15 protein-coding genes and 1 pseudogene are annotated in these 17,516 nt (G+C 65.7%); 5 read left to right on the top strand and 11 right to left on the bottom strand.

Annotation, left to right across the window (positions count from 1 at the left end):
• Positions 1-48: 48 nt before the first annotated feature.
• Positions 49-402: a cupin domain-containing protein gene (locus EJI01_RS21655; protein WP_126839196.1), complete on the bottom strand. Its 354-nt coding sequence runs from the start codon at positions 400-402 to the stop codon at positions 49-51.
• Between the two features lie 199 nt (positions 403-601).
• Here EJI01_RS21655 and EJI01_RS29385 point away from each other — a divergent pair.
• Positions 602-679: pseudogene (locus tag EJI01_RS29385) on the top strand (integrase); the annotation flags it as partial.
• Positions 680-712: 33 nt separating this feature from the next.
• Here the strand turns inward: EJI01_RS29385 and EJI01_RS21645 are convergent.
• From EJI01_RS21645 to EJI01_RS21630, 4 genes are all read right to left on the bottom strand, one after another.
• Positions 713-1,537 (bottom strand): phosphatase PAP2 family protein, encoded by an 825-nt coding sequence (locus EJI01_RS21645; protein ID WP_126839194.1) that lies wholly within the window; start codon positions 1,535-1,537, stop codon positions 713-715.
• Positions 1,527-2,357: a metallophosphoesterase family protein gene (locus EJI01_RS21640; RefSeq protein ID WP_126839193.1), complete on the bottom strand. Its 831-nt coding sequence runs from the start codon at positions 2,355-2,357 to the stop codon at positions 1,527-1,529. The genes EJI01_RS21645 and EJI01_RS21640 overlap by 11 nt, the downstream gene beginning before the upstream one ends.
• The gene (locus tag EJI01_RS21635) at positions 2,354-3,313 is read right to left on the bottom strand and encodes a diacylglycerol/lipid kinase family protein (protein WP_126839192.1); all 960 of its coding nucleotides are present in this window, start codon (positions 3,311-3,313) and stop codon (positions 2,354-2,356) included. The genes EJI01_RS21640 and EJI01_RS21635 overlap by 4 nt, the downstream gene beginning before the upstream one ends.
• A gap of 432 nt (positions 3,314-3,745) precedes the next feature.
• Positions 3,746-6,091, bottom strand: coding sequence for a DUF6351 family protein (locus EJI01_RS21630; RefSeq protein WP_126839191.1), 2,346 nt, complete (start codon positions 6,089-6,091; stop codon positions 3,746-3,748).
• Between the two features lie 196 nt (positions 6,092-6,287).
• Here EJI01_RS21630 and EJI01_RS21625 point away from each other — a divergent pair, with 196 nt between their 5' ends.
• Positions 6,288-7,028, top strand: a complete 741-nt coding sequence (locus tag EJI01_RS21625) for a Crp/Fnr family transcriptional regulator (RefSeq protein ID WP_126839190.1) — start codon at positions 6,288-6,290, stop codon at positions 7,026-7,028.
• A gap of 404 nt (positions 7,029-7,432) precedes the next feature.
• Here EJI01_RS21625 and EJI01_RS21620 read toward each other — a convergent pair whose 3' ends face one another.
• Positions 7,433-8,644, bottom strand: coding sequence for an MFS transporter (locus EJI01_RS21620; protein WP_126839189.1), 1,212 nt, complete (start codon positions 8,642-8,644; stop codon positions 7,433-7,435).
• A 78-nt stretch (positions 8,645-8,722) separates the two neighbouring features.
• Here EJI01_RS21620 and EJI01_RS21615 point away from each other — a divergent pair, with 78 nt between their 5' ends.
• Entirely contained in the window at positions 8,723-9,340 is a 618-nt protein-coding gene (locus EJI01_RS21615; RefSeq protein WP_126839188.1) for a TetR/AcrR family transcriptional regulator, read from the top strand.
• Positions 9,341-9,356: 16 nt separating this feature from the next.
• Here EJI01_RS21615 and EJI01_RS21610 read toward each other — a convergent pair whose 3' ends face one another.
• The 3 genes from EJI01_RS21610 to EJI01_RS21600 all read right to left on the bottom strand — a co-directional run bounded on the left by EJI01_RS21610 (position 9,357) and on the right by EJI01_RS21600 (position 13,986).
• A complete protein-coding gene (locus tag EJI01_RS21610; RefSeq protein WP_126839187.1) occupies positions 9,357-9,569 on the bottom strand; it encodes a hypothetical protein in 213 nt (70 codons plus the stop codon).
• 227 nt (positions 9,570-9,796) lie between these two features.
• A complete protein-coding gene (locus tag EJI01_RS21605; RefSeq protein WP_126839186.1) occupies positions 9,797-12,286 on the bottom strand; it encodes a hybrid sensor histidine kinase/response regulator in 2,490 nt (829 codons plus the stop codon).
• Positions 12,283-13,986: a SpoIIE family protein phosphatase gene (locus EJI01_RS21600; protein ID WP_126839185.1), complete on the bottom strand. Its 1,704-nt coding sequence runs from the start codon at positions 13,984-13,986 to the stop codon at positions 12,283-12,285. Before EJI01_RS21600 ends, EJI01_RS21605 begins: the two co-directional genes overlap by 4 nt.
• 219 nt (positions 13,987-14,205) lie before the next feature.
• On the opposite strand from EJI01_RS21600, the gene EJI01_RS21595 reads away from it, so the two are divergent.
• A complete protein-coding gene (locus tag EJI01_RS21595; protein ID WP_126839184.1) occupies positions 14,206-14,427 on the top strand; it encodes a hypothetical protein in 222 nt (73 codons plus the stop codon).
• A 40-nt stretch (positions 14,428-14,467) separates the two neighbouring features.
• On the opposite strand, the gene EJI01_RS21590 is transcribed toward EJI01_RS21595, so the two are convergent.
• On the bottom strand, positions 14,468-15,244 hold the full coding sequence (locus EJI01_RS21590; protein ID WP_126839183.1) for a hypothetical protein: 777 nt from the start codon (positions 15,242-15,244) through the stop codon (positions 14,468-14,470).
• Positions 15,245-15,383: 139 nt separating this feature from the next.
• Between EJI01_RS21590 and EJI01_RS21585 the strand changes: the two genes are divergently transcribed.
• Positions 15,384-15,653 (top strand): GlsB/YeaQ/YmgE family stress response membrane protein, encoded by a 270-nt coding sequence (locus tag EJI01_RS21585; protein ID WP_126839182.1) that lies wholly within the window; start codon positions 15,384-15,386, stop codon positions 15,651-15,653.
• A 76-nt stretch (positions 15,654-15,729) separates the two neighbouring features.
• Here the strand turns inward: EJI01_RS21585 and EJI01_RS21580 are convergent, their stop codons facing one another.
• Positions 15,730-17,478: an adenylate/guanylate cyclase domain-containing protein gene (locus tag EJI01_RS21580; RefSeq protein ID WP_126839181.1), complete on the bottom strand. Its 1,749-nt coding sequence runs from the start codon at positions 17,476-17,478 to the stop codon at positions 15,730-15,732.
• Between the last annotated feature and the right edge of the window lie 38 nt (positions 17,479-17,516).

The raw sequence follows: 17,516 nt of genomic DNA, 5'->3' as shown, positions 1-17,516 counted from the left end.
AAGCTTTCCGTCCATGGATAGGTTGGCTGTCAACAGAGCACTTTCCGGTCAGGCGGTAACCCACACCTTGCGGACGGTTTCGATGGTGCGCCACGTCCCGACATAGCCCGGCTTCATGATGAAGCAGTCGCCGGCCTTGTAGGTCAACGGAGGTTGACCTTGCTCCGTGATCTCCACCACGCCAGAAAGGATCAGGCAGAACTCCCACGTGTCTCCTTTGATGGAGTGATTGACGCCGACTGTCGACTCGAACACACCCGCACGCACCTTGCCGTCTTTCGCACTGTCGATGTCCCAGTTGCGGCATACGACATCGCCCTCGATGACGCGTTCCGCCGGCGGGCGGTATTCACGCGGCTCGCCGAGTTGGTCGAAGTCGAAGGGGACAAGAAGCTTGGACATGTGAAACCTGTTCGCATTGGTCGGATGGTGGGCCTATGCTAAAGAAAGCACTGCCGCGTTGATGCCGAAGCAGGTACCAGGAAAAGTGAGATATGCGTGATTGCGAGCGTCCATCAGTGGATCGTGCCGCCCATGCCATGGACTTTCTCGAAGCTTCGCTTCGGGTACGCGATATTTGCCATGGCCGAGCAGTGGACCAGGACACACCAAGCTGGAAAGCACGGTCCGGTACCTGAGGATCGAGGTCGACGACGCGCTGGAGATTTCAGAACAGACTGCAAGAGCAGGGCGTCAAGGCGCCGCGATGCGCTCAGGGTTTCGCGAGCCGCCGTTGTCTCGCGAACTCCAGGCTCGCCACGCAGACACATAGCCACGACAGGCCCGAGAGCAGGCCGGCTGCCACGTCGCTCGCAAAATGCACCCGCAGGAACACACGGCTGCAGGCGGTGGTCACGACCAGTGCCACCGCGAGCATCGCCGCAGCCGGATGCCAGCGGGCGGGCAGCACGCGCAGCAGGACGTAGAGCAGCATGCCGTAGGCCACCATCGCGCCCGAGCTGTGCCCGCTCGGAAAGCTGAAGCCGGTGGCCTGCGCCAGTGCGGCGTCGTGCAGCGGCCGCGCACGCTCGAACACCTGCTTGAGCAGCGGATTTAGCACGGCATTGCCTGACAGCGCGACCACCCAGCCCAAGGCAAGCAGGCGCTCCCTCTTGTGCCACAGCCACGACACCACCAGCGCACCGAGGAAGACCAGCACCAGCGGATCGCCGAAGTGCGTGAGCAGGCCGAACGCACGGAGTGCGGCGGCAGGCGTGTGCTGCGCAATCGCATCGGCGAGCACCTGGTCGGCCAGGCCCATCGTGCGACCCGGGCCGACCCGATCGGCGATGGCAGCGAACAGGCTCGCGGTGCCGAGGACCAGCGCGAAGCCGATAGCGAGGCCGGCGAGCAGCCACGCGAAGGTGGGCGCGCTGCCGGCCTCGGCCCGGCTTCTCCTCGCATCGCGCCAGCGCAGCAGCACCCCGGCGAGCCCGCCCGCCAGCACGGCCACCAGCAGCCCGGCCAGGAACGCGGCCAGCGCATGCTGCCCCAGCTGCTGCGCGAAGCCGATCAGCGGCGATGTCTCAACCGGCATGCTTCGACGCCGGCGCCTCGGCAAGCGCGAGGGTGTGGGTGGCCGCGATCTCGAAGCGCGCCCCGTCGGCTGCGCAGTCCCAGCGCTCTATCACGCAATGGCGCGAAAGGCGGTCGGTGCAGCGAATCAGGTTGACCGAATTGGGTGCCCCGCGGCGTACCCGAGAGGACACCGCCGTGCCGGCCTGGATCGCCCACAGTGCACGCGTGCAATCGGGAAAGGCCTCGTGCAGCGGCCGCACGAAAGGCAAGTGGATGTGTCCGCCGAGCACCAGATCCGCCCCTGCCGCGGCCCAGCGCGGCACGGCAGCATCGCGTCCATGCAGGCGGTTCTTCGCATCTTCGGGCAAGGTCACTGCCAGTGGCTGGTGCACCACCACCACACGCAGCTGCTGCGCCGTGGCGCCCGCCAGCCGCGCCGCCACGCGCTCGATCTGCGCGGCCGAGACCTCACCGTCCTCGTGACGGTACCAGCGCGTGGTATTGACCGCTACGACCATGCAGTGGGCCGACTCGAACTCGGGTTCCAGCTCCGGACCGAAGGCTTCCCGGTAGCGGCCGTAAGGGTCCAGCAGCCGCGTGCCGAGCGCGAACAGCGGAATGTCGTGGTTTCCCGGAATAGCCAGTACTGCCGGCGCGCCGAGCCGATCGACGAAGGCACGAGCCGCACGAAACTGGCCCCGCGTGGCGCGCTGCGTGATATCGCCCGACAGCACCACCAGCTCGGGCCGCTGCGCGCGCGCGAGCTGCTCGAGGGCCTGCATCACCGGTCCCTGCTCGGTGCCGAAGTGCGTGTCGGAGATCTGCAGCAGCACGCTCATTGGCGCGTGACCTCCAGCTCCGGCGAGACCGCCGGACGCACCAGCCACAGCGGCTCGGGCGAGACGCGGAAGTGAAGCGGCATCTCGAGCCAGCCGATCTCGCCATCGGTCGCGACCTTGACGCGACGGCGGCTGCGCATCGGCCGCACCGTCATCGACTCGAAGGGAAAGCTCAGCACGCCGTCGACCTCGCCGAGTCGGCCGAGCGCACCGCGCGCGAGCAGTCCGAGCATCGCAAAGACGCCCAGCGGCTTGAGGGCGACGGCCGCCAGCTGCCCCCGCTCCGGGGCATCGGCTTCGGGCAGGCCGACCTGGTGCAGTTGCAGCGCGTTGTTGGCCACGAACAGGGTCTGGGTGCGGATGTCGCGCTGCTGCCCGTGCCACGACATGTGGAGGTACCACGGCCGGTGGCCGCGCACCAGCGTGAGCAGCCCCGACCAGAAGGCCACCCAGCGATGCCGGCCGTATTGGGCCTTGAAGGCTTCGCGGTCTTCCAACAGCTTGGCATAGAGGCCGAGGCTCGCGTTGACCAGGAACACCCGGTCGTTGACCAGGCCCACCTGAACGGCGCGCGGCACTTCGTTCAGCAGCACCTGCAGCGCCTGGCCGGTATCGCTCGGAATGCCATGCGTGCGGCTGAAGTAGTTGAAGGTGCCCTGCGGCAGCACGCCGAACGCGCAGCCGCTGCCCAGCGCGGCCTGCGCCACCGCGTTGATGGTGCCGTCACCGCCCGCAGCCACCACCACGCCCTGGGATGCGCGGGCGCTCTCGACCGCCTCGCGTGCACACGCCTGCAGGGCGCGGGGGCCGTCAACCTCGTAGATGCGGTGCTCGCGGCCCGCTGCGGCGCAGCCGGATTCGATGGCCCGACGGGCGTCGCCGGCCGCGCCATTGCCCGAACCGGCGTTCAGCACGATGAGCAGTGGCGGATGGAGGGCGATGGCGAGCGGGGTCATCGAGCGAGGGGCATTGGCGGGAGGTCGCGCAGTTCACTGCGGTGTGGAAGACGCTTTTTAGCGCATCGGCGCTCCTGACTTCGCCGGCAGGGCAGCATCGGTCATCGTAGGAGCCCGCGCACGCCGGTTTCGCCGCGACGCTGAGTTGCCCTGATGTGCCCGACAACATCCTTCACGACTCGCTGCGCTTGATCTGAATAGTCGACCTGGTCCGCGGCCGCGGCAGCCAGGAAGTTCTCGAGGCCGACGCCGAGGGTTTCGATATCGCCGGTCTCAGTCCAGAGCTTCCAAACGACAAAGCAGGTTGTGATCGCATGGGCGCACAGCTCGCCGCAGCGGGATGCCCTGAAACACGGCGCGGCCCGCCGCCTGCAATCGATTGTTGCCTTGAGGCTTCCTGCTGAGAGGTCCAGTCGATGCCCAGGCAGGTGGTCAGAAGGCCACTGAACTCGGCTCGGGACCGATCGGCACGCCACTCGGTCCAGCGTTGAAGTTGGTGAACTGCCATTCAGGGGTTTGGCCGACGCCCGGCTTTGACCAGTCGCAAACGCCGAGCGGCAAGACCGCCGCCAGTCTGGCCTGTTGCGCCGGCGAAAACACGGTGGCGCCGTAGTCAGGGTCAGCAAGGGTCAGGGGCTTGAGCTGACATTGATAGATGTCCTCGGACACGGGGCCTCCTGCAACCTGGCGCGGCGAAAGCGTGGGCCTCAATGGGCAAGCCGGGTCGTTCAATGCAAGCTCTGCCGCCAGCTCCGCATCGGTGCCGCCCGGTGTTGCGAAGCAGCCATCCTTGGCATCGGCAGGCTTGTTGGCAAGAACTTTTGTCTCGAGGGACGCGGGGCTCTTGTCCGCCTCGATAGAGGCGAGCCAGCGATCCATCATCCTGAACGATTGCGCTGCAAGTGCCGCCCCGCCGAAACCGCTGCTGCCACGAAGGATGTGGTTGCCATGCCCGCCATTTGCCTGATCCAGACGCGCCCGTGCCTGGAAGCTGCGCCACGTCATGTGGATGTCCGCTCCTAGTTCAGGACGAAGGTCGATGATTGGAACCTTGGCAAGATTCCTTGCACTGCTGTGCAGGCCACTTCGATAGATCTGCGGAAAGACATCAGGCGATGATCTGAATCGAGCGGCGGGGACCGTCGGCGCAGTGACCACGCCTCCGGTCCATGCCATGTCGGCGGTAAAGGCACCAATGCCTTCATTCAATTGAACGAACTCTTCCGCGGTGATGGCGCCCTCTCGGAGTGCCTTGAGGCCGTATTGAACGCCGGTATTGTCGTAGGGAAGTTTCGGCTTGATGCTGCCGTCGATGTCCGTCACCGTACCAAAGATCGCGATCATCATGTCGTGGATAGAGCAGCGAACGCCGTTGGGGCGCGTTCCGGGCACATAGACCAGAGATGCCGGAAAGCCGGCCCCGCAATTCGCTGGAAGAGTCGGGTTTTGCGGGTTGATGAACGAGTTGTTCCAGGTCTTGCAGTAGGTCGAAGGGTGTCCATTGACGGCGGCACGCGCCGCATCGGCCAGAGCGCTGCCGCTCGGCGTCTGATAGTAGCGTTCCAGCAGTCCGCAGTCTCTGGTCTCGATCCAGGTAGACACTGCGTCCGGGTAGCTCACTCCTGTTTGAAGGCCTTGAAGCAGCCCAGGCATCACGGAGGCGATGACCGTCTGCATCATCGATCCGCCGGAGCCGCCATCAGACATCGTGTACCGGATCTCGCCATAGGTGTCGATGATGTGCTCCTTCACCATCATCATGTTCTCTGCCGCCAACAGTTCGTTGTTGTTGTCGTTGTGATTCGTGAGCTGGGCACTCGCGACCATGAAACCCGCTGCGAGCGCGTTTTCATCCCATACGAATCCGCCGAACGGGCTCAGCGATGCGTCTTGCTGGAATCGATTGCCGGATGCCGATGCCCCGAACTTCCAGTGAAGCTTGCCGTTCCAGCCCGCCTGCGGAGCCCAGGGCTCCCAGGGTTGGGCGGGATCGAAGTACGCGAGCACGGAGTAGGTGCCGCGGCCGAAGGTTCCTTTCTCGAGCCGCAGCAGCCGCTTCGCGACAACGCCGCGATCATTTGTGAAGTCGGCGATCTCCGCGTTGGAAGGCCGCGCGGCGGGCTGGTATTCGACAAAGCAGGGATTGGCCCCCGATATCGTCAGCGTGCAGCCGGAGCCCTGCTTCGCCTGAGGTTCGTAGTAGTAGATGAACTTGGCCGGGGCGTTGCATTGGTCGTCCGTAGGATCCGAGTCAAGGCCGTTGACTCGCGTGGGAACGCTGTCGGAAAGACCTGTGCCTTCGACGGTAAGCATCACTGCCTTCCCATCCTTCGTGCCGCAGATCCACGGCTTGACCTGGGGGCCGGCGAATATCGGCCCGCCACGAGGGTGGTTGGTGAGCGAAAGCCTTGCCCCCTTGCCGTTTGCACCCGTGGCGGTAACGGTGTTGCTGCCGTTGTTAAGCCCGGTCAGCACCCCCAGCATTCTGCCGCTCGATCGGATGGCGAACTTCGATGTCACGTCCGCGCCGTTGAGGTCGACCTTGATGCCCGCGGCGCTCGAACCGGCGGGCACAACCACCTCAATGTAGGCGTCGCCGTCGCTGACGAGGTCGGCGCGATTTGAAAGTGTCTTGACGGCGGACGGAACGGCTGTCGATGAAGCCGGCGGGTTCACCGGCGGAAAGAAGCCCCCCGAGCCGCCCCCGCCGCAACCGCCCAGCAGCGCGGCTGCTGCAGCCAGCGCTGTTGTCCATCCAGTAGGTAAGTTGCGTTTCATCAGCGTCTCCGTATAGGTTGGCAACGCTCAGGACGCGTCGCTACCGGCATTGAAGTGATCTACACATCTGCCGTCTGTTGCCGCGTTGACATTTCGAGGGTAAGTCCCATGTCTTCGATGCGGCGAAATCGCCGGCGCGCTCCCGCGGAACCGCACCGGGCAGGGCAGAATAGTTCCGCTTGCTGGGAGTCCGACCATGTCTGCCGATGCCGAACTTTCGATCTTTTTGCGCGACGCCAGATGGGCGAATGGACTCAGGCCTCAAGAGCTGCTGCTTGTGCAGCAGAGCCTCGTCGACCGATGCTTCGATGCGGGCGCCATCGTGACGATGAAGGGGGCGCCTGCCGATCATTGGATCGGCGTGGTAAGCGGCATGGTGAAGGTCGACACCATGGAGGTCGATGGCCGCACCACCACATTCATCGGGGTATCGAAGGGCGGCTGGCTAGGCGAAGGATCTGTACTGAAAGACGAGCCCCGTCCGTACGAGATCGTGGCTCTTCAGGAGAGCCGGATCGCCTTCATGCCGCGCTCGACCTTCCTCTGGCTGTACGAGAACAGTCTCCCCTTCAACCACTTTCTGATCGCCCAGCTCAATGCGCGGCTGGGGCAGTTCATTTCCTTGGTTGAGAAAGCACGGATGGCAGAGACGCCGGCGCAAGTCGCATTCGGTTTGGCGAGTCTGCTCAACCCGCTTCTCAATCCGGCAGCCGACTGCAAAGTGCGAATCTCCCAGGAAGAACTCGGAAAGCTGTGCGGCTTGTCTCGTCAGATCGTAAGCGGTGCATTGAGGCGCCTGCAAATCGCCGGGGTCGTTTCTCTCGAGTATGGCGGCGTGAGAGTACTTGATGTTCCAGCACTCAATCGATCTGCCGGCATCATCCCGCCGGCGTCAGAGGCGGGCGCGAGACCGAACTTGAGCACCCTCGATAGTTGACTGGCGCGTTCAAGAAGGTTCGGTGCGGTTGATGATCTGGACTAGCAGACGACGATATCGTCGAGCGGCGCCCGTCAAAAAAGGTCCGAAGGCCTAGGGCCTGTTAACGCTATTTGCGGGGATCGCGTTGCCCAGCCAAGGGGCTGGATGCAAGGCGCCCGTGCGCAGCAAGGCTTGCGCCTTGTAAGCGCGGGCAACGCCGCAGACGGCCCCTTGGCTGGGCAACCCGAAGGGAAGGCCTGCCAGGGCGCGCCACTCGGCGTTGCGCTCCTTGTGCGTGCCGACGCACGCACGGCGTCGCGCGCCTTGATTGGCCCGCCCTGGCAGGCCTTCGCGACCCCGCAAATAGCGTTAACAGGCCCTAGTCGTGGAGCGCGTCTCACGTTCCGAACGTCACCGCAGTATCAGGCGCATGCCGGGAGCCGGTCGCCGATACGGTGCGAAACCGCAAGACTGCGCTGGCCGCACAGCGCGGTGAGAAAGGCAACGCCGCCGGCCGCAACCGAAACCCAGAATCCCTGACCGGGGCCGAAGGCGTCGATGACCCAGCCGGAAGCGAAAGAGCCGATGGCCATGCCGATGCCGATCCCTGTCATCACCCAGGTGATGCCTTCGGTGAGCTTGGCGGCCGGGACCAGCCGCTCGATCAGACCGAAGGCCGTGATGAAGGTGGGCGAGATCGCTGCGCCGCTGACGAACAGGGCGAGTGCCAGCATCGGAACGTTGCCCACGAAGAGCAGGGGCACGGTGGTCGCTGCCGCGACGGCGATCGCGATGGCGAACTGGCGCGAAAGCGGCATCTTGGGCTTCAGGGCGCCGTACACCAGGCCGACGAACATGGAGCCGAGGGCATAGCCGCCAAGCACCAGGCTGGCCGCGGCCGCGTTGCCGAATTCAGCCGTGAGCGCAATGACGGTCACCTCCGCCGTACCGAAGATCGCGCCGATGGCCACCAGCGCCAAGGTCAGGATCTGGACCGGGCGCAGTTGGATGGTCGCCGTGCCGCCGCTCCTGGCCGCCGGTTGCACCTTGGGCTCGGTGCTCTTCTGCAGGATGAAGGCCGCGGAGCCGAAGGCCAGGAACAAGGTCGATGCGAGCGGGCCGGCCTCCGGGAACAGCGAGACGCTGAGACCGACGGCCAGCGCCGATCCAGATATGTACACAAGCTCGTCGGCGACCGACTCGAAGGCGAAGGCCGTGTTGAGCTGGGGGGTGCCGCGGTAGAGCTCCGTCCACCGCGCCCGCACCATGGCCGGCATGCTGGGCATCGCCGCGGCGAGCAGCGCGAACGCGAACAGCATCCAGGCCGGTCCGCCGAGATGCGTCGCGGCCATCAGTCCGATGAAGCCCATCACCGAGAGCGTGGTCGCCGGCGTCAGGATGCGGCGTTGGCCGAGCCGATCCACCATGCGGGATATCTGCGGCGCGACGAGTGCGTTGGTGAGCGCGAACGTGGCGGCGACCGCACCCGCGAGCCCGTACGCGCCGTACGTCTGGGACAGCATGGCGACGATGCCGATCGTGGACATGGCAACCGGCAGGCGGGCGATGAAGCCGGCCGCTGCAAAGCCCTTGGCTCCCGGCGGCTTGAAGATCTCGCTGTAGAAGTTGAGCATCGGCAAACTCCTGGAATGGCATAATGACATACGCAGTGTATGTCAAAAACATACGCCGCGTATATGAAAGGAAAAGCAATGGCGCACAGACCGCGCAAGGAGATGCTTGCCGAAACCCGGGCCAAGCTCGTGGATGCGGCGCGCCAGGCGTTCGGTTCGGTCGGCTATGCGGCCGCTTCGATGGACGACTTCACGGCCGCGGCCGGGCTGACGCGCGGCGCGCTCTATCACCACTTCGGCGACAAGAAGGGGCTGCTTCAGGCAGTCATCGCCGAGATCGACGACGAGATGTCGCAACGCCTGCGCGCCATCTCTGCCAAGGCGAAGGATCCGTGGCGCGGCTTCGTCGACGAGAACATCGCCTACATCGAGATGGCCCTGGAGCCCGAGATTCGGCGCATCGTGATGCGCGACGGCCCCGCAGTGCTGGGCGACCCTTCGACATGGGCGAGCCAGAGCGAATGCAACCGCTCGATGACCGAGAGCCTCAGGGCGCTGAAGAAAGACGGCTTCATCATCGACGTCGATCCCGAAGGTGCTGCCCGTCTGCTCAGCGGCGCCGCGCTGCACGCGGCCCAATGGATCGCCAATGCGGACGATCCGGCGGCCACGTCGAAGCGCGCTGTGAAGGTGTTCAAGGCTTTGCTGGACGGGCTTCTCATCAAGGGCGCCAAGCCGTCGGGGCGGCAGCGGTAGTCAAGGCCGCAACGGTCTACTCCAACGCGGCGTTCCGGTACTCTGCCAACGTCGTGCGGCGGAAATCGATCACCGGCACCAGCTTGTCATCCGAATCCGGAAAGCGGGCGCGGATGTTGGCTTCTTCGCGGACCCAACATCCGCGGGAAGTCGTGCCATCCCACGACGTCAGGTAGCAAAGTCGATAGGGTGCAATGCATTCGTCATGGGCATCGGTCAACTGCAGCATGTGGAACCGGCTTCCCTGCGCCACGAATAAAACGCTGGGCTGCGTGTCGCAGCCGAGAACGAGTGTGCAAGTGGCGACACACGCCACGACTGAAGATGCCTTCATACCTGGCCCCAGTCGATGTCGGGAAAAGATCGATTGAGCGCTTTGGTATTGGGGTAGTCAACCCCTCGATATGACGGGGCCACGCTGCCGTCCTCAGGCCGTAGGCACTCAAAGCTTCGGCTTCACGAGCCCGGCTGCGTTCTCGTCCGCGTTCCCTTGCGCCCCTCGAGATAAGCAGCCAGGCGCATCCGTTCCTGCTCGAACGCGGGCATGCCGGCGAGCACCGCCTTCCAGTCGCCGATGCGGCTGGCGCGCTCGATGTTCTCGCATGCGGCTGCGAACGCGGCCGCACCGACCATCTTGCCGGCGCCTGCCATGCGGTGAGCGAACTGGGTGACTTGCGCGAGGTCGCCGGCGGCCACCGCTTGCCCGAGTCCGGCCGAGTCGTCCTCGCAGGTTCGCCGGAAGGCTGCAAGAACCTCGCCCACCATCGACGCGTCGCCGCCGCATGTCGCCGTAAGGAGCGCCTGGTCGATCGGGCTGACCGAAGGGGCGGCCTCCGGAATCGAGCCGGCGGAAGCGGCGGACTGCGACGGGACCTGGGGAAGCGGCAGCCACCGGTCGAGCTTTTCGGTCAGCTGCGCCAGTTCCACCGGCTTGACCAGGAAGTCGTCCATGCCGGCGGCCAGGCAGGCCTCGGCCTCCCCCTGCAGCGCGTTGGCGGTGCAGGCGACGATCGGCACGCGCTCGCGCCCTGCGTCGGATTCCAAAGCGCGGATGCTGCGCGCCAGTTCGTAGCCGTCCATGCGGGGCATGTGGCAGTCGGTGATGACCAGCCCGAAGCGACCCGACTTCCACAGCTCAAGGGCCTGGACGCCGTCGTCGGCGGTTTGGGCGGCATAGCCCAGCGTTCGCACCTGGCGCAGCAGCAGCATGCGGTTGACGGGGTGGTCGTCCACCAGCAGCACCAGCGTTCCTTCCGTCTCCGCCTGCGCGGTGCCGGGAGCCATGCGGCGCATGGCCGTGGCCGCCGGAAGAGGGCGCGCGCTGTCGGCGTCGCTGCCCGGCGGGGACTCGGCGACGGGCAGCGACAGTTCGAGGGTCATCGTCGTGCCCTTGCCCCGAGCGCTGTCCAGGCTGATCGAGCCCCCCATCATCTGCGCCAGCTGCCGGGAGATGACCAGCCCCAGGCCGGTGCCACCCGGCCGCCGCCGCGCCTCGTCGCCGTCTGCCTGGCTGAACGGCTGGAACAGGCGCTTCTGGTCCTCGGGCGAGATGCCGATGCCGGTGTCCTTCACCTCGAAGCGCAGGCTTTCCTGCCCATCCGCTCGCCCCAGCCATTGCACGTTGATGTCGATCCAGCCCTCGGAAGTGAACTTGATCGCATTGCTGACGAAGTTGTTGAGGATTTGGCGCAGGCGCACCGGATCGACCCGCAGCGCCGGACTGATGCGCGGGTCGACCATCCGCCGCACGACCAGGCCTTTGCTGCTGGCGTTGCCCAGGTAGATGCTCTGCACCTCCTCGATCAAGCGCTTTATCGAAACCACTTCGGGGCGGACCTCCAGCTTGCCGGCCTCGATCTTCGAGAAATCGAGGATGTCGTCGATGATGCGCAGCAGCGACCGGCTCGATTCCCGCACGAGCCCCAGCGTCTCGCGCTGCTCGGCGTCCAGCTCGGTCAGGCTCAGGAGTTCCAGCATGCCCAGCATGCCGTTCATGGGTGTCCTGATCTCGTGGCTCATGGTGGCCAGGAAAGTGCTCTTGGCGCGGTTGGCGGCTTCCACCTCGGCGCTGCGCTGCGCCAGGGCCGCATTCAGCCGCTCGATCTCACGCTCCTTCTTCTTCCTTTCCGTCACGTCTTCCGACATGGTCAGCAGCCAGCGCGGCTGGCCGGCCTCGTCGAGGATCGGAATCTTCTTCGCATGGAGGACACGCACGCTGCCATCTCGGGTATGCAGGGTCTCCTCGGGGATGTCCACTTCCCGGCCCAGCGCCAGCGCTTCCTTGTCCTTGGCCGTGAAGAAGTCGGCCTCCTCTTTGGAACTGACGAAGTCGCGAGCCGTCTTGCCCAGCAGCTCCTGCTCGGTGCGCCCCAGCAGTTTCTCGACGCTGCGATTGACGCGGACAAGCTTCAGATCGTCGGCGTTCTTGACGAGGACTTGATAGGGAATGTGCTGGATCACCGAGTTCAGGAAGGCATTGGCTGTCTCCAGTTCGGCGGTGCGCAGGTGAACGTGCGCCTCCAGGTCGGCGTTCAGGGCACGCAGGTCGTCTTCCACCTGACGCAAGGCCGCCATATGCTGCCGTTCGGCAATCGCTCGCCGCACCGAGTAACCCAGCCGGCGCAGGCGCCGCTTGATGACGTAGTCCGTGGCGCCGGCCTCCAAGCACTCCACCCCCTCCTCCTCGGGCAGCAACTCGGCAGTCACCACGATCAGAAGAGTGCCCGGATGCTGCTGCAGCACCTGCCGCAGCAGCGCCATGCCGCCGACTTCGTAGTCGCACAGCACCAGGTCGAAGGCTTGCCGCTGCAGGGCGGCGATGAAGTCCTCCCGGGTTTGCACCCACGCGATGTCGCAGGCCAGGCCCTCGGCCTGCAGCCCGGCCCGGATGCGCTCTGCATCGGCCGGGTCGTCCTCGAGATGCAGCACGCGAATCGGAGCGGTCATGTCGACCCGTCCTGTTCGCCGCGGAGCGACTCGACGACGTCCTTGAACTCCTCGCGGTTGCGCTCGCTCAGCGCGGAAAGAGCCTCGTGCGACTGCAGGATCCGCTTCTGCAGCACGGCCTGATCGCCCTCCGTGCCCAGCGCGTAGAGCTCGGGCGCGGCGGGAATGTCCTCGCGGATCGCGGCCAGGACTTGTTGCATGCTCAGTTCCTCGAACAGGGCGCGCACGGCCGGCGTCACCCCTGCGAGCACCACGCCGCCGTGGGTGACCAACTCGTGCACCGTGCCGAGGCAGGTGCTGTCCATGTACTCGCAGCCGGAGAGCTCCAGCACCAGGGGGCGCCCCGCGCCCAGCACCGCCAGGGCCGTTTCATGGAAGGCATCGCAATGCATCCAGCTGGCCCGGCCGCGCAGCGCAAGGTAGGCTGCATTGTCTGTTTCGCCATAGAACACCACCTCGCCCTCGGGTCGCGGCGCGCCGGATGCGGCAGCCGCGGGGAGCTCGACGCCATTGTCGAACCAGGAGGCGCCCGCGTGCGCGTCGATGAGCAGGATGGTCACGTCATCCCGGTCCGCTCCCGCGGGTGCGTCACCGTGAAGCTGGGTCATCGCTTCCTGCGCACTCGAGAGCGGCCTGGCGAGCACCTGCTGCAGCAGCTGCAGCTCGCGCTCCGACCCGGAGGGCAGGAGCCCATCGGTGTAGAGGAGGATCCGGTCGCCCGCCAGGAGCCGGAGACGCGCCTGCCGGAAACGCGCGTCCGGCGCCAGTCCAAGCGCGGGGCCCGTGCGGCGGATCAGGCGCGTTTTTCGGCCGTCTCGTGCGTGCAGCACGGGCGGATGGCCCGCGGATGCCAGCGCGAGACTTGCGTTCGAGGTATTCAGCAGGCCAAAGACGGCCGTCAGGAACAGCCCCGGGGCGGCGTGAGCCTCGCAGATCGAGCGATTCACAGCGGCCAATACCTGCGCCGGCGGCAGCGCGAGGCCCGTCGCCGGGTCCACCAGGACCAGCCGCTGCTTGAACATCACCGACAGCATCGCCGAGGTCACCCCGTGGCCGGTGGCGTCGGCCAGATAGAAGGCGAGGTGCTGGTCGCCCAGCCGGACGACGTCGTAGAGGTCGCCGCCCACATGCTGCCCCGGGCGGTAGATCGCCTGGATGCAATAGCCTTCCATGGGGGGCGGGCTGCGAGGCAGCAAGGCGCGCTGGATCACTTCCGCCCGCTCGAGGTCGCGGCGCAGCACTTCGGAGGCCTCCTCGAGTTCGCGGACCTTGCGCTGCAGCTCCCGGTGCAGCCGCTCGCGCTCGGCCAGCAGATGCCGCCGCTCGAGTGCGTTGCGCACCGCGACCCCCATCTCTTCCGTGCGCGGCGACTTCGGCAGAAAGTCGAACGCCCCCAGCCGGATCGCGGCCACCGCCGAGTCGAAGGTCTCCAGCCCCGAAAGGACGATCCACATGGCGTCCGGCACTGCCTCGCGTCCCCAGCGCAGCAGTTCCAAGCCGTCCATCCGGGGCATCATGATGTCCGTCAGCACCAGGGCGACATCCGGGTGCTCGCGCAAGACCTCCTGCGCCGCGATTCCGTCGGCAGCTTCCAGGACGGGAGAGCAGCCGAAGCTCTCCAGTGCCAGCTTCACCATCAGTCGGGCCACCGGCTCGTCGTCCACCACCAGCGCGACGGGAGGGGCAGGGTCGAGGTTCATCACATCCCCTATCAGCGACTGTGCCGTGCAACAAAGAATTCTCCGAGCCGGCGGGCGCGATGGCAAGCATTGACGCACAAGCAACCCAGCGATCGTTTCGGATGTGGCGGGTCGGGGCGCGCTCCACGGTCTAAAGCCCCGTGAATCGGGCAACCATGGGCAACTGCGAGTAGCTTGCGAAGGAGATAATTTCCGCTCGACGTTCGCGAACGGAGGACCATGCCTGACAAGAGAATGATGCCCGCCAAGCGCATCGAGGTCACCGACCAGGTTGGCAAACGGCACGTTGTGGTGAAGTACACCGAGCACCTCGACGGCGGAGCGCCCCACCAAGACGAAATCGCAACCGAGTACCGGCTTGAGACTGGGATGAGCGTCGACAAGACCGGCGCCGATACGTTCCAAACAGCGAACGGGCGGCTTCGGCTCAAAGCGCTTTAAAGGGACGAAAGCTCGGCATGCCGGGGTACAGCCGGCAGGATCAACTACACCTCTGGTTGGGGTGATGCATTCGGACGTAGTCAGCCCGGCACCACCGACCAGAATCCGGGCACACACTGGCGCGCGCGCCGTTCAGCCAGAGCTGCTCTTCATCCAGCTGCAACGAGGTCGAAGGGTCGATGTCGAAGTCGATCCGAAGCGCGCGCCCGACATCGGCATTCTCGATGGGAAGCTCCCAACTCAGGAATACCTGGGTGCAATCCTGGTCCGGCGCGAAATCGGCCACGTTGAAGCCGTCGCTGCGGCGCTTGATCACCGCGTGAGGCTGGCCGGTATCGAATATCACGGCCGTGCCCCTGGCAAGGGGGATTCGATGACCTGTAGCGGGAAAATGCAGATCCAGATCCCTGTCCTCGCTGAGGAAGAGATTGCAGAAGGCCGCACCGCCATAGCGTGCGCCGTCATGGTGGTACTTCGCGCCGCGGCAGGCCATCAGGGCGACGTCACAGGAGGCAAGCACCTCAGGCAGCTCGAGCGTGCGCGTCCAATCAGACACCGACTCCACGCACTGCCCGTATTCCGGCCAACGCGCACGCGCTCGCGCCAGAGGCAATGCCTCGACCTCGCCCGGCTCCAAACCCAGGCGCAAAGATGTCTCCCTTTGCCAATCTGCCAGCAGCCTCGCAGGGGGCGAGGGGATGTCGACCATGCCTGATAGCACGACATCACTCACGCTTCGACTGCGGATGGCGTCGCCACTCCAGAAATAGGAAGCAAGTAGGCCTCGCACGGGATGCGATCGAGGGGGGTGGCTCATCTTGGCCAGTGTAGTAAGGCTACGCCGCGGCCTGGCTGGGCTCCGCCGTGTTTCACCACTCGCGTTTGGAGGCGTTGTCCTATAGGGGCGCAACGCCCGCCGAACGACGCTGCGTCCACCCTCAACCAAGGAGCGCACCATGAATCTCATCATCTGGCTTGTCGTGGGCGGACTGATCGGCTGGGTTGCCAGCATGATCATGAAGACCAATGAGCAGCAAGGCATGATCCTCAACGTCATCGTCGGCATCGTCGGATCGCTGCTCGGCGGCTGGCTCGTGGCACCGCTTCTCGGGGCCGCGACGGTCAACCAGAACGACTTCAGCATCCGGGGCTTGCTGGCCTCGCTCATCGGCGCCGTGATCCTGCTGGCGATCGTCAACCTGGTGCGCCGCGGGCGCGTCCGCTGAGGGCGGGGCGGGTCGAGACCTGGCGCCCCGGTTGGTCTCGATGGCAAGGTCTTCGCGGAACAGGGAGCTCGTGCGTTCAGATCCCCAACCCGGCCTTGCGCAGGCCCGCCACGAACTGCTCAAGAGGCGACGGGCTGCTGTAGGGCAGAACGCGCAGCGTGAGTTCGATTGCATATTCGGGATGGATGTCCATCAGCTCGCGCCAGATTTGGTGCGCCTCCTCATTGCGACCGGTGTGGCCGTAGAGCGAGGCCAGGTAGGCGCGCGTGACGTCCGAACCCGGCATGTGGATGAGGCGGCGCTTGAAGCTCGCTTCGGCTTCTGCATAGCGCGCGAGGACGAATTGGGCACGGCCCTGCGCATGCAGCCACAGGCTGAATTGCGGGTCGAGGCGCAACGCCTTCGCGAGCGATTCGATCGCCTCCTCGTGGCGCCCCGCGAAATCCAGGATGATGCCCAGCGTCCCGTAGCTCTGGGAGGAGTTCGGGTCTAGCGCGACCGAGCGCCTTGCGGCGCGCTCGGCCTCGTCCAGCCTGCGCAGCCACATCAGCGCATTGGAAAGCGCATGGTGTGCCATGGGTTCAAGAGGGTCGCACTCGCACGCCTTGCGCGCCAGCGCCAGGTTCTCTTGCAGATCGTCGGCTGTCCGGCCGTTCCAGGCGTTGGCGTACTCGACGCCGCGGGCGATCGCCAGGAAGGCATAGGCCAGCGCCATGCCCGGATCGATCGCCAGTGCGCGTTCCAGCATCTCGCGTGTCTCTGCCAGGGCCGGCGCCGTGAATTGCACGATGCAGCTCTTCGCGCGAATCAGATAGTCGTAGGCCTCGCCGTTGACCTTGCCGCGTTCCTGCCGGCGCTCCTCCTCGTTGCCCGTGAGTCTTACCTCGAGCGTCTCCACGATCTTGCGAGTGACCTCGTCCTGTACCAGGAAGATGTCCTCGAGCTCGCGGTCATAGCGGTCGGCCCAGACATGCCCGCCGGATTCGGCATCGATGAGCTGCACGTTGATGCGCACTCTCATGCCGGCGCGCCGCACGCTGCCCTCGAGCACGTGCCGCACGCCCAGCTTGCGCCCGACCTCCTGGATATCGACGTTCTGCTTCTTGAAGGTAAATGTCGAATTGCGCGCGATCACGAACAGGCCCGAGATCTTGGAGCAGTCGGTGATGATGTCCTCGGTGATGCCGTCCGCGAAGTACTCCTGCTCCGGGTCTCCGCTCATGTTGGTGAACGGCAGCACCGCCAGCGAAGGCCGGTCCGGCAAGCGCAATGCCGGCGTTCGCGAGGACGCCGGCGCGGCGGGCGTCAGCTCGAAGGCGTGGACCGGGTGCGAAATGTTCTTCATCGGCTGCTCGCCGTGGTCGACGAAGCTCGCGCCGATCCTGTCCCGCACGGCGCCGTACACCGCGTCGGACACGAAGATGCCGCCCGGCTCGGCCACGCCGCACAGCCGGGAGGCGATGTTCACGCCATCGCCGTACACCGTGCCGTCCGCCTTCTCGATCACGTCGCCCATGTGGATGCCGATGCGAAAGAGCATGCGCCGGTCCTGCGGCAGGACGTCGATGGACGCGCCCAGCTCCCGCTGGACGACGATCGCCGCCGCCACCGCGCCGGTCGCCGTCCCGAATACGGCGAGTACCGAGTCCCCGGCCATGTCGATCACTCGGCCATGATTGGCCTCGATGCGGCTGCGGAACACGGCACGCGCCGCGTCGAGCGCGGCCACGGTGGCGCGGTCGTCGACCGTCATCAGGCGCGAATAGCCCGCGGCGTCCGCCGCGAGGATCGCCACCAAGCGCTGCCTGAGATCAGCCGAGTTCACCTGCGCCGACTCCTTGGGGGAAAAATGGCCGGTGCATA

The organism is Variovorax sp. MHTC-1, assembly GCF_003984645.1.
Taxonomy (GTDB): domain Bacteria; phylum Pseudomonadota; class Gammaproteobacteria; order Burkholderiales; family Burkholderiaceae_C; genus Variovorax.
Note: the sequence above shows the minus strand (reverse complement) of the source record. Positions and strands in the feature narration are given on the sequence as shown.

Bases quoted from the DNA above. Each gene is read 5' to 3' on its own strand.
- EJI01_RS21620 (WP_126839189.1), bottom strand. From the start codon at position 8,644: ATGCTCAACTTCTACAGCGAGATCTTCAAGCCGCCGGGAGCCAAGGGC.
- EJI01_RS21595 (WP_126839184.1), top strand. From the start codon at position 14,206: ATGCCTGACAAGAGAATGATGCCCGCCAAGCGCATCGAGGTCACCGAC.
- EJI01_RS21615 (WP_126839188.1), top strand. From the start codon at position 8,723: ATGGCGCACAGACCGCGCAAGGAGATGCTTGCCGAAACCCGGGCCAAG.
- EJI01_RS21625 (WP_126839190.1), top strand. From the start codon at position 6,288: ATGTCTGCCGATGCCGAACTTTCGATCTTTTTGCGCGACGCCAGATGG.
- EJI01_RS21630 (WP_126839191.1), bottom strand. From the start codon at position 6,091: ATGAAACGCAACTTACCTACTGGATGGACAACAGCGCTGGCTGCAGCA.
- EJI01_RS21655 (WP_126839196.1), bottom strand. From the start codon at position 402: ATGTCCAAGCTTCTTGTCCCCTTCGACTTCGACCAACTCGGCGAGCCG.
- EJI01_RS21585 (WP_126839182.1), top strand. From the start codon at position 15,384: ATGAATCTCATCATCTGGCTTGTCGTGGGCGGACTGATCGGCTGGGTT.
- EJI01_RS21600 (WP_126839185.1), bottom strand. From the start codon at position 13,986: ATGAACCTCGACCCTGCCCCTCCCGTCGCGCTGGTGGTGGACGACGAG.
- EJI01_RS21610 (WP_126839187.1), bottom strand. From the start codon at position 9,569: ATGCTGCAGTTGACCGATGCCCATGACGAATGCATTGCACCCTATCGA.
- EJI01_RS21640 (WP_126839193.1), bottom strand. From the start codon at position 2,357: ATGAGCGTGCTGCTGCAGATCTCCGACACGCACTTCGGCACCGAGCAG.
- EJI01_RS21590 (WP_126839183.1), bottom strand. From the start codon at position 15,244: ATGAGCCACCCCCCTCGATCGCATCCCGTGCGAGGCCTACTTGCTTCC.
- EJI01_RS21605 (WP_126839186.1), bottom strand. From the start codon at position 12,286: ATGACCGCTCCGATTCGCGTGCTGCATCTCGAGGACGACCCGGCCGAT.
- EJI01_RS21635 (WP_126839192.1), bottom strand. From the start codon at position 3,313: ATGACCCCGCTCGCCATCGCCCTCCATCCGCCACTGCTCATCGTGCTG.
- EJI01_RS21645 (WP_126839194.1), bottom strand. From the start codon at position 1,537: ATGCCGGTTGAGACATCGCCGCTGATCGGCTTCGCGCAGCAGCTGGGG.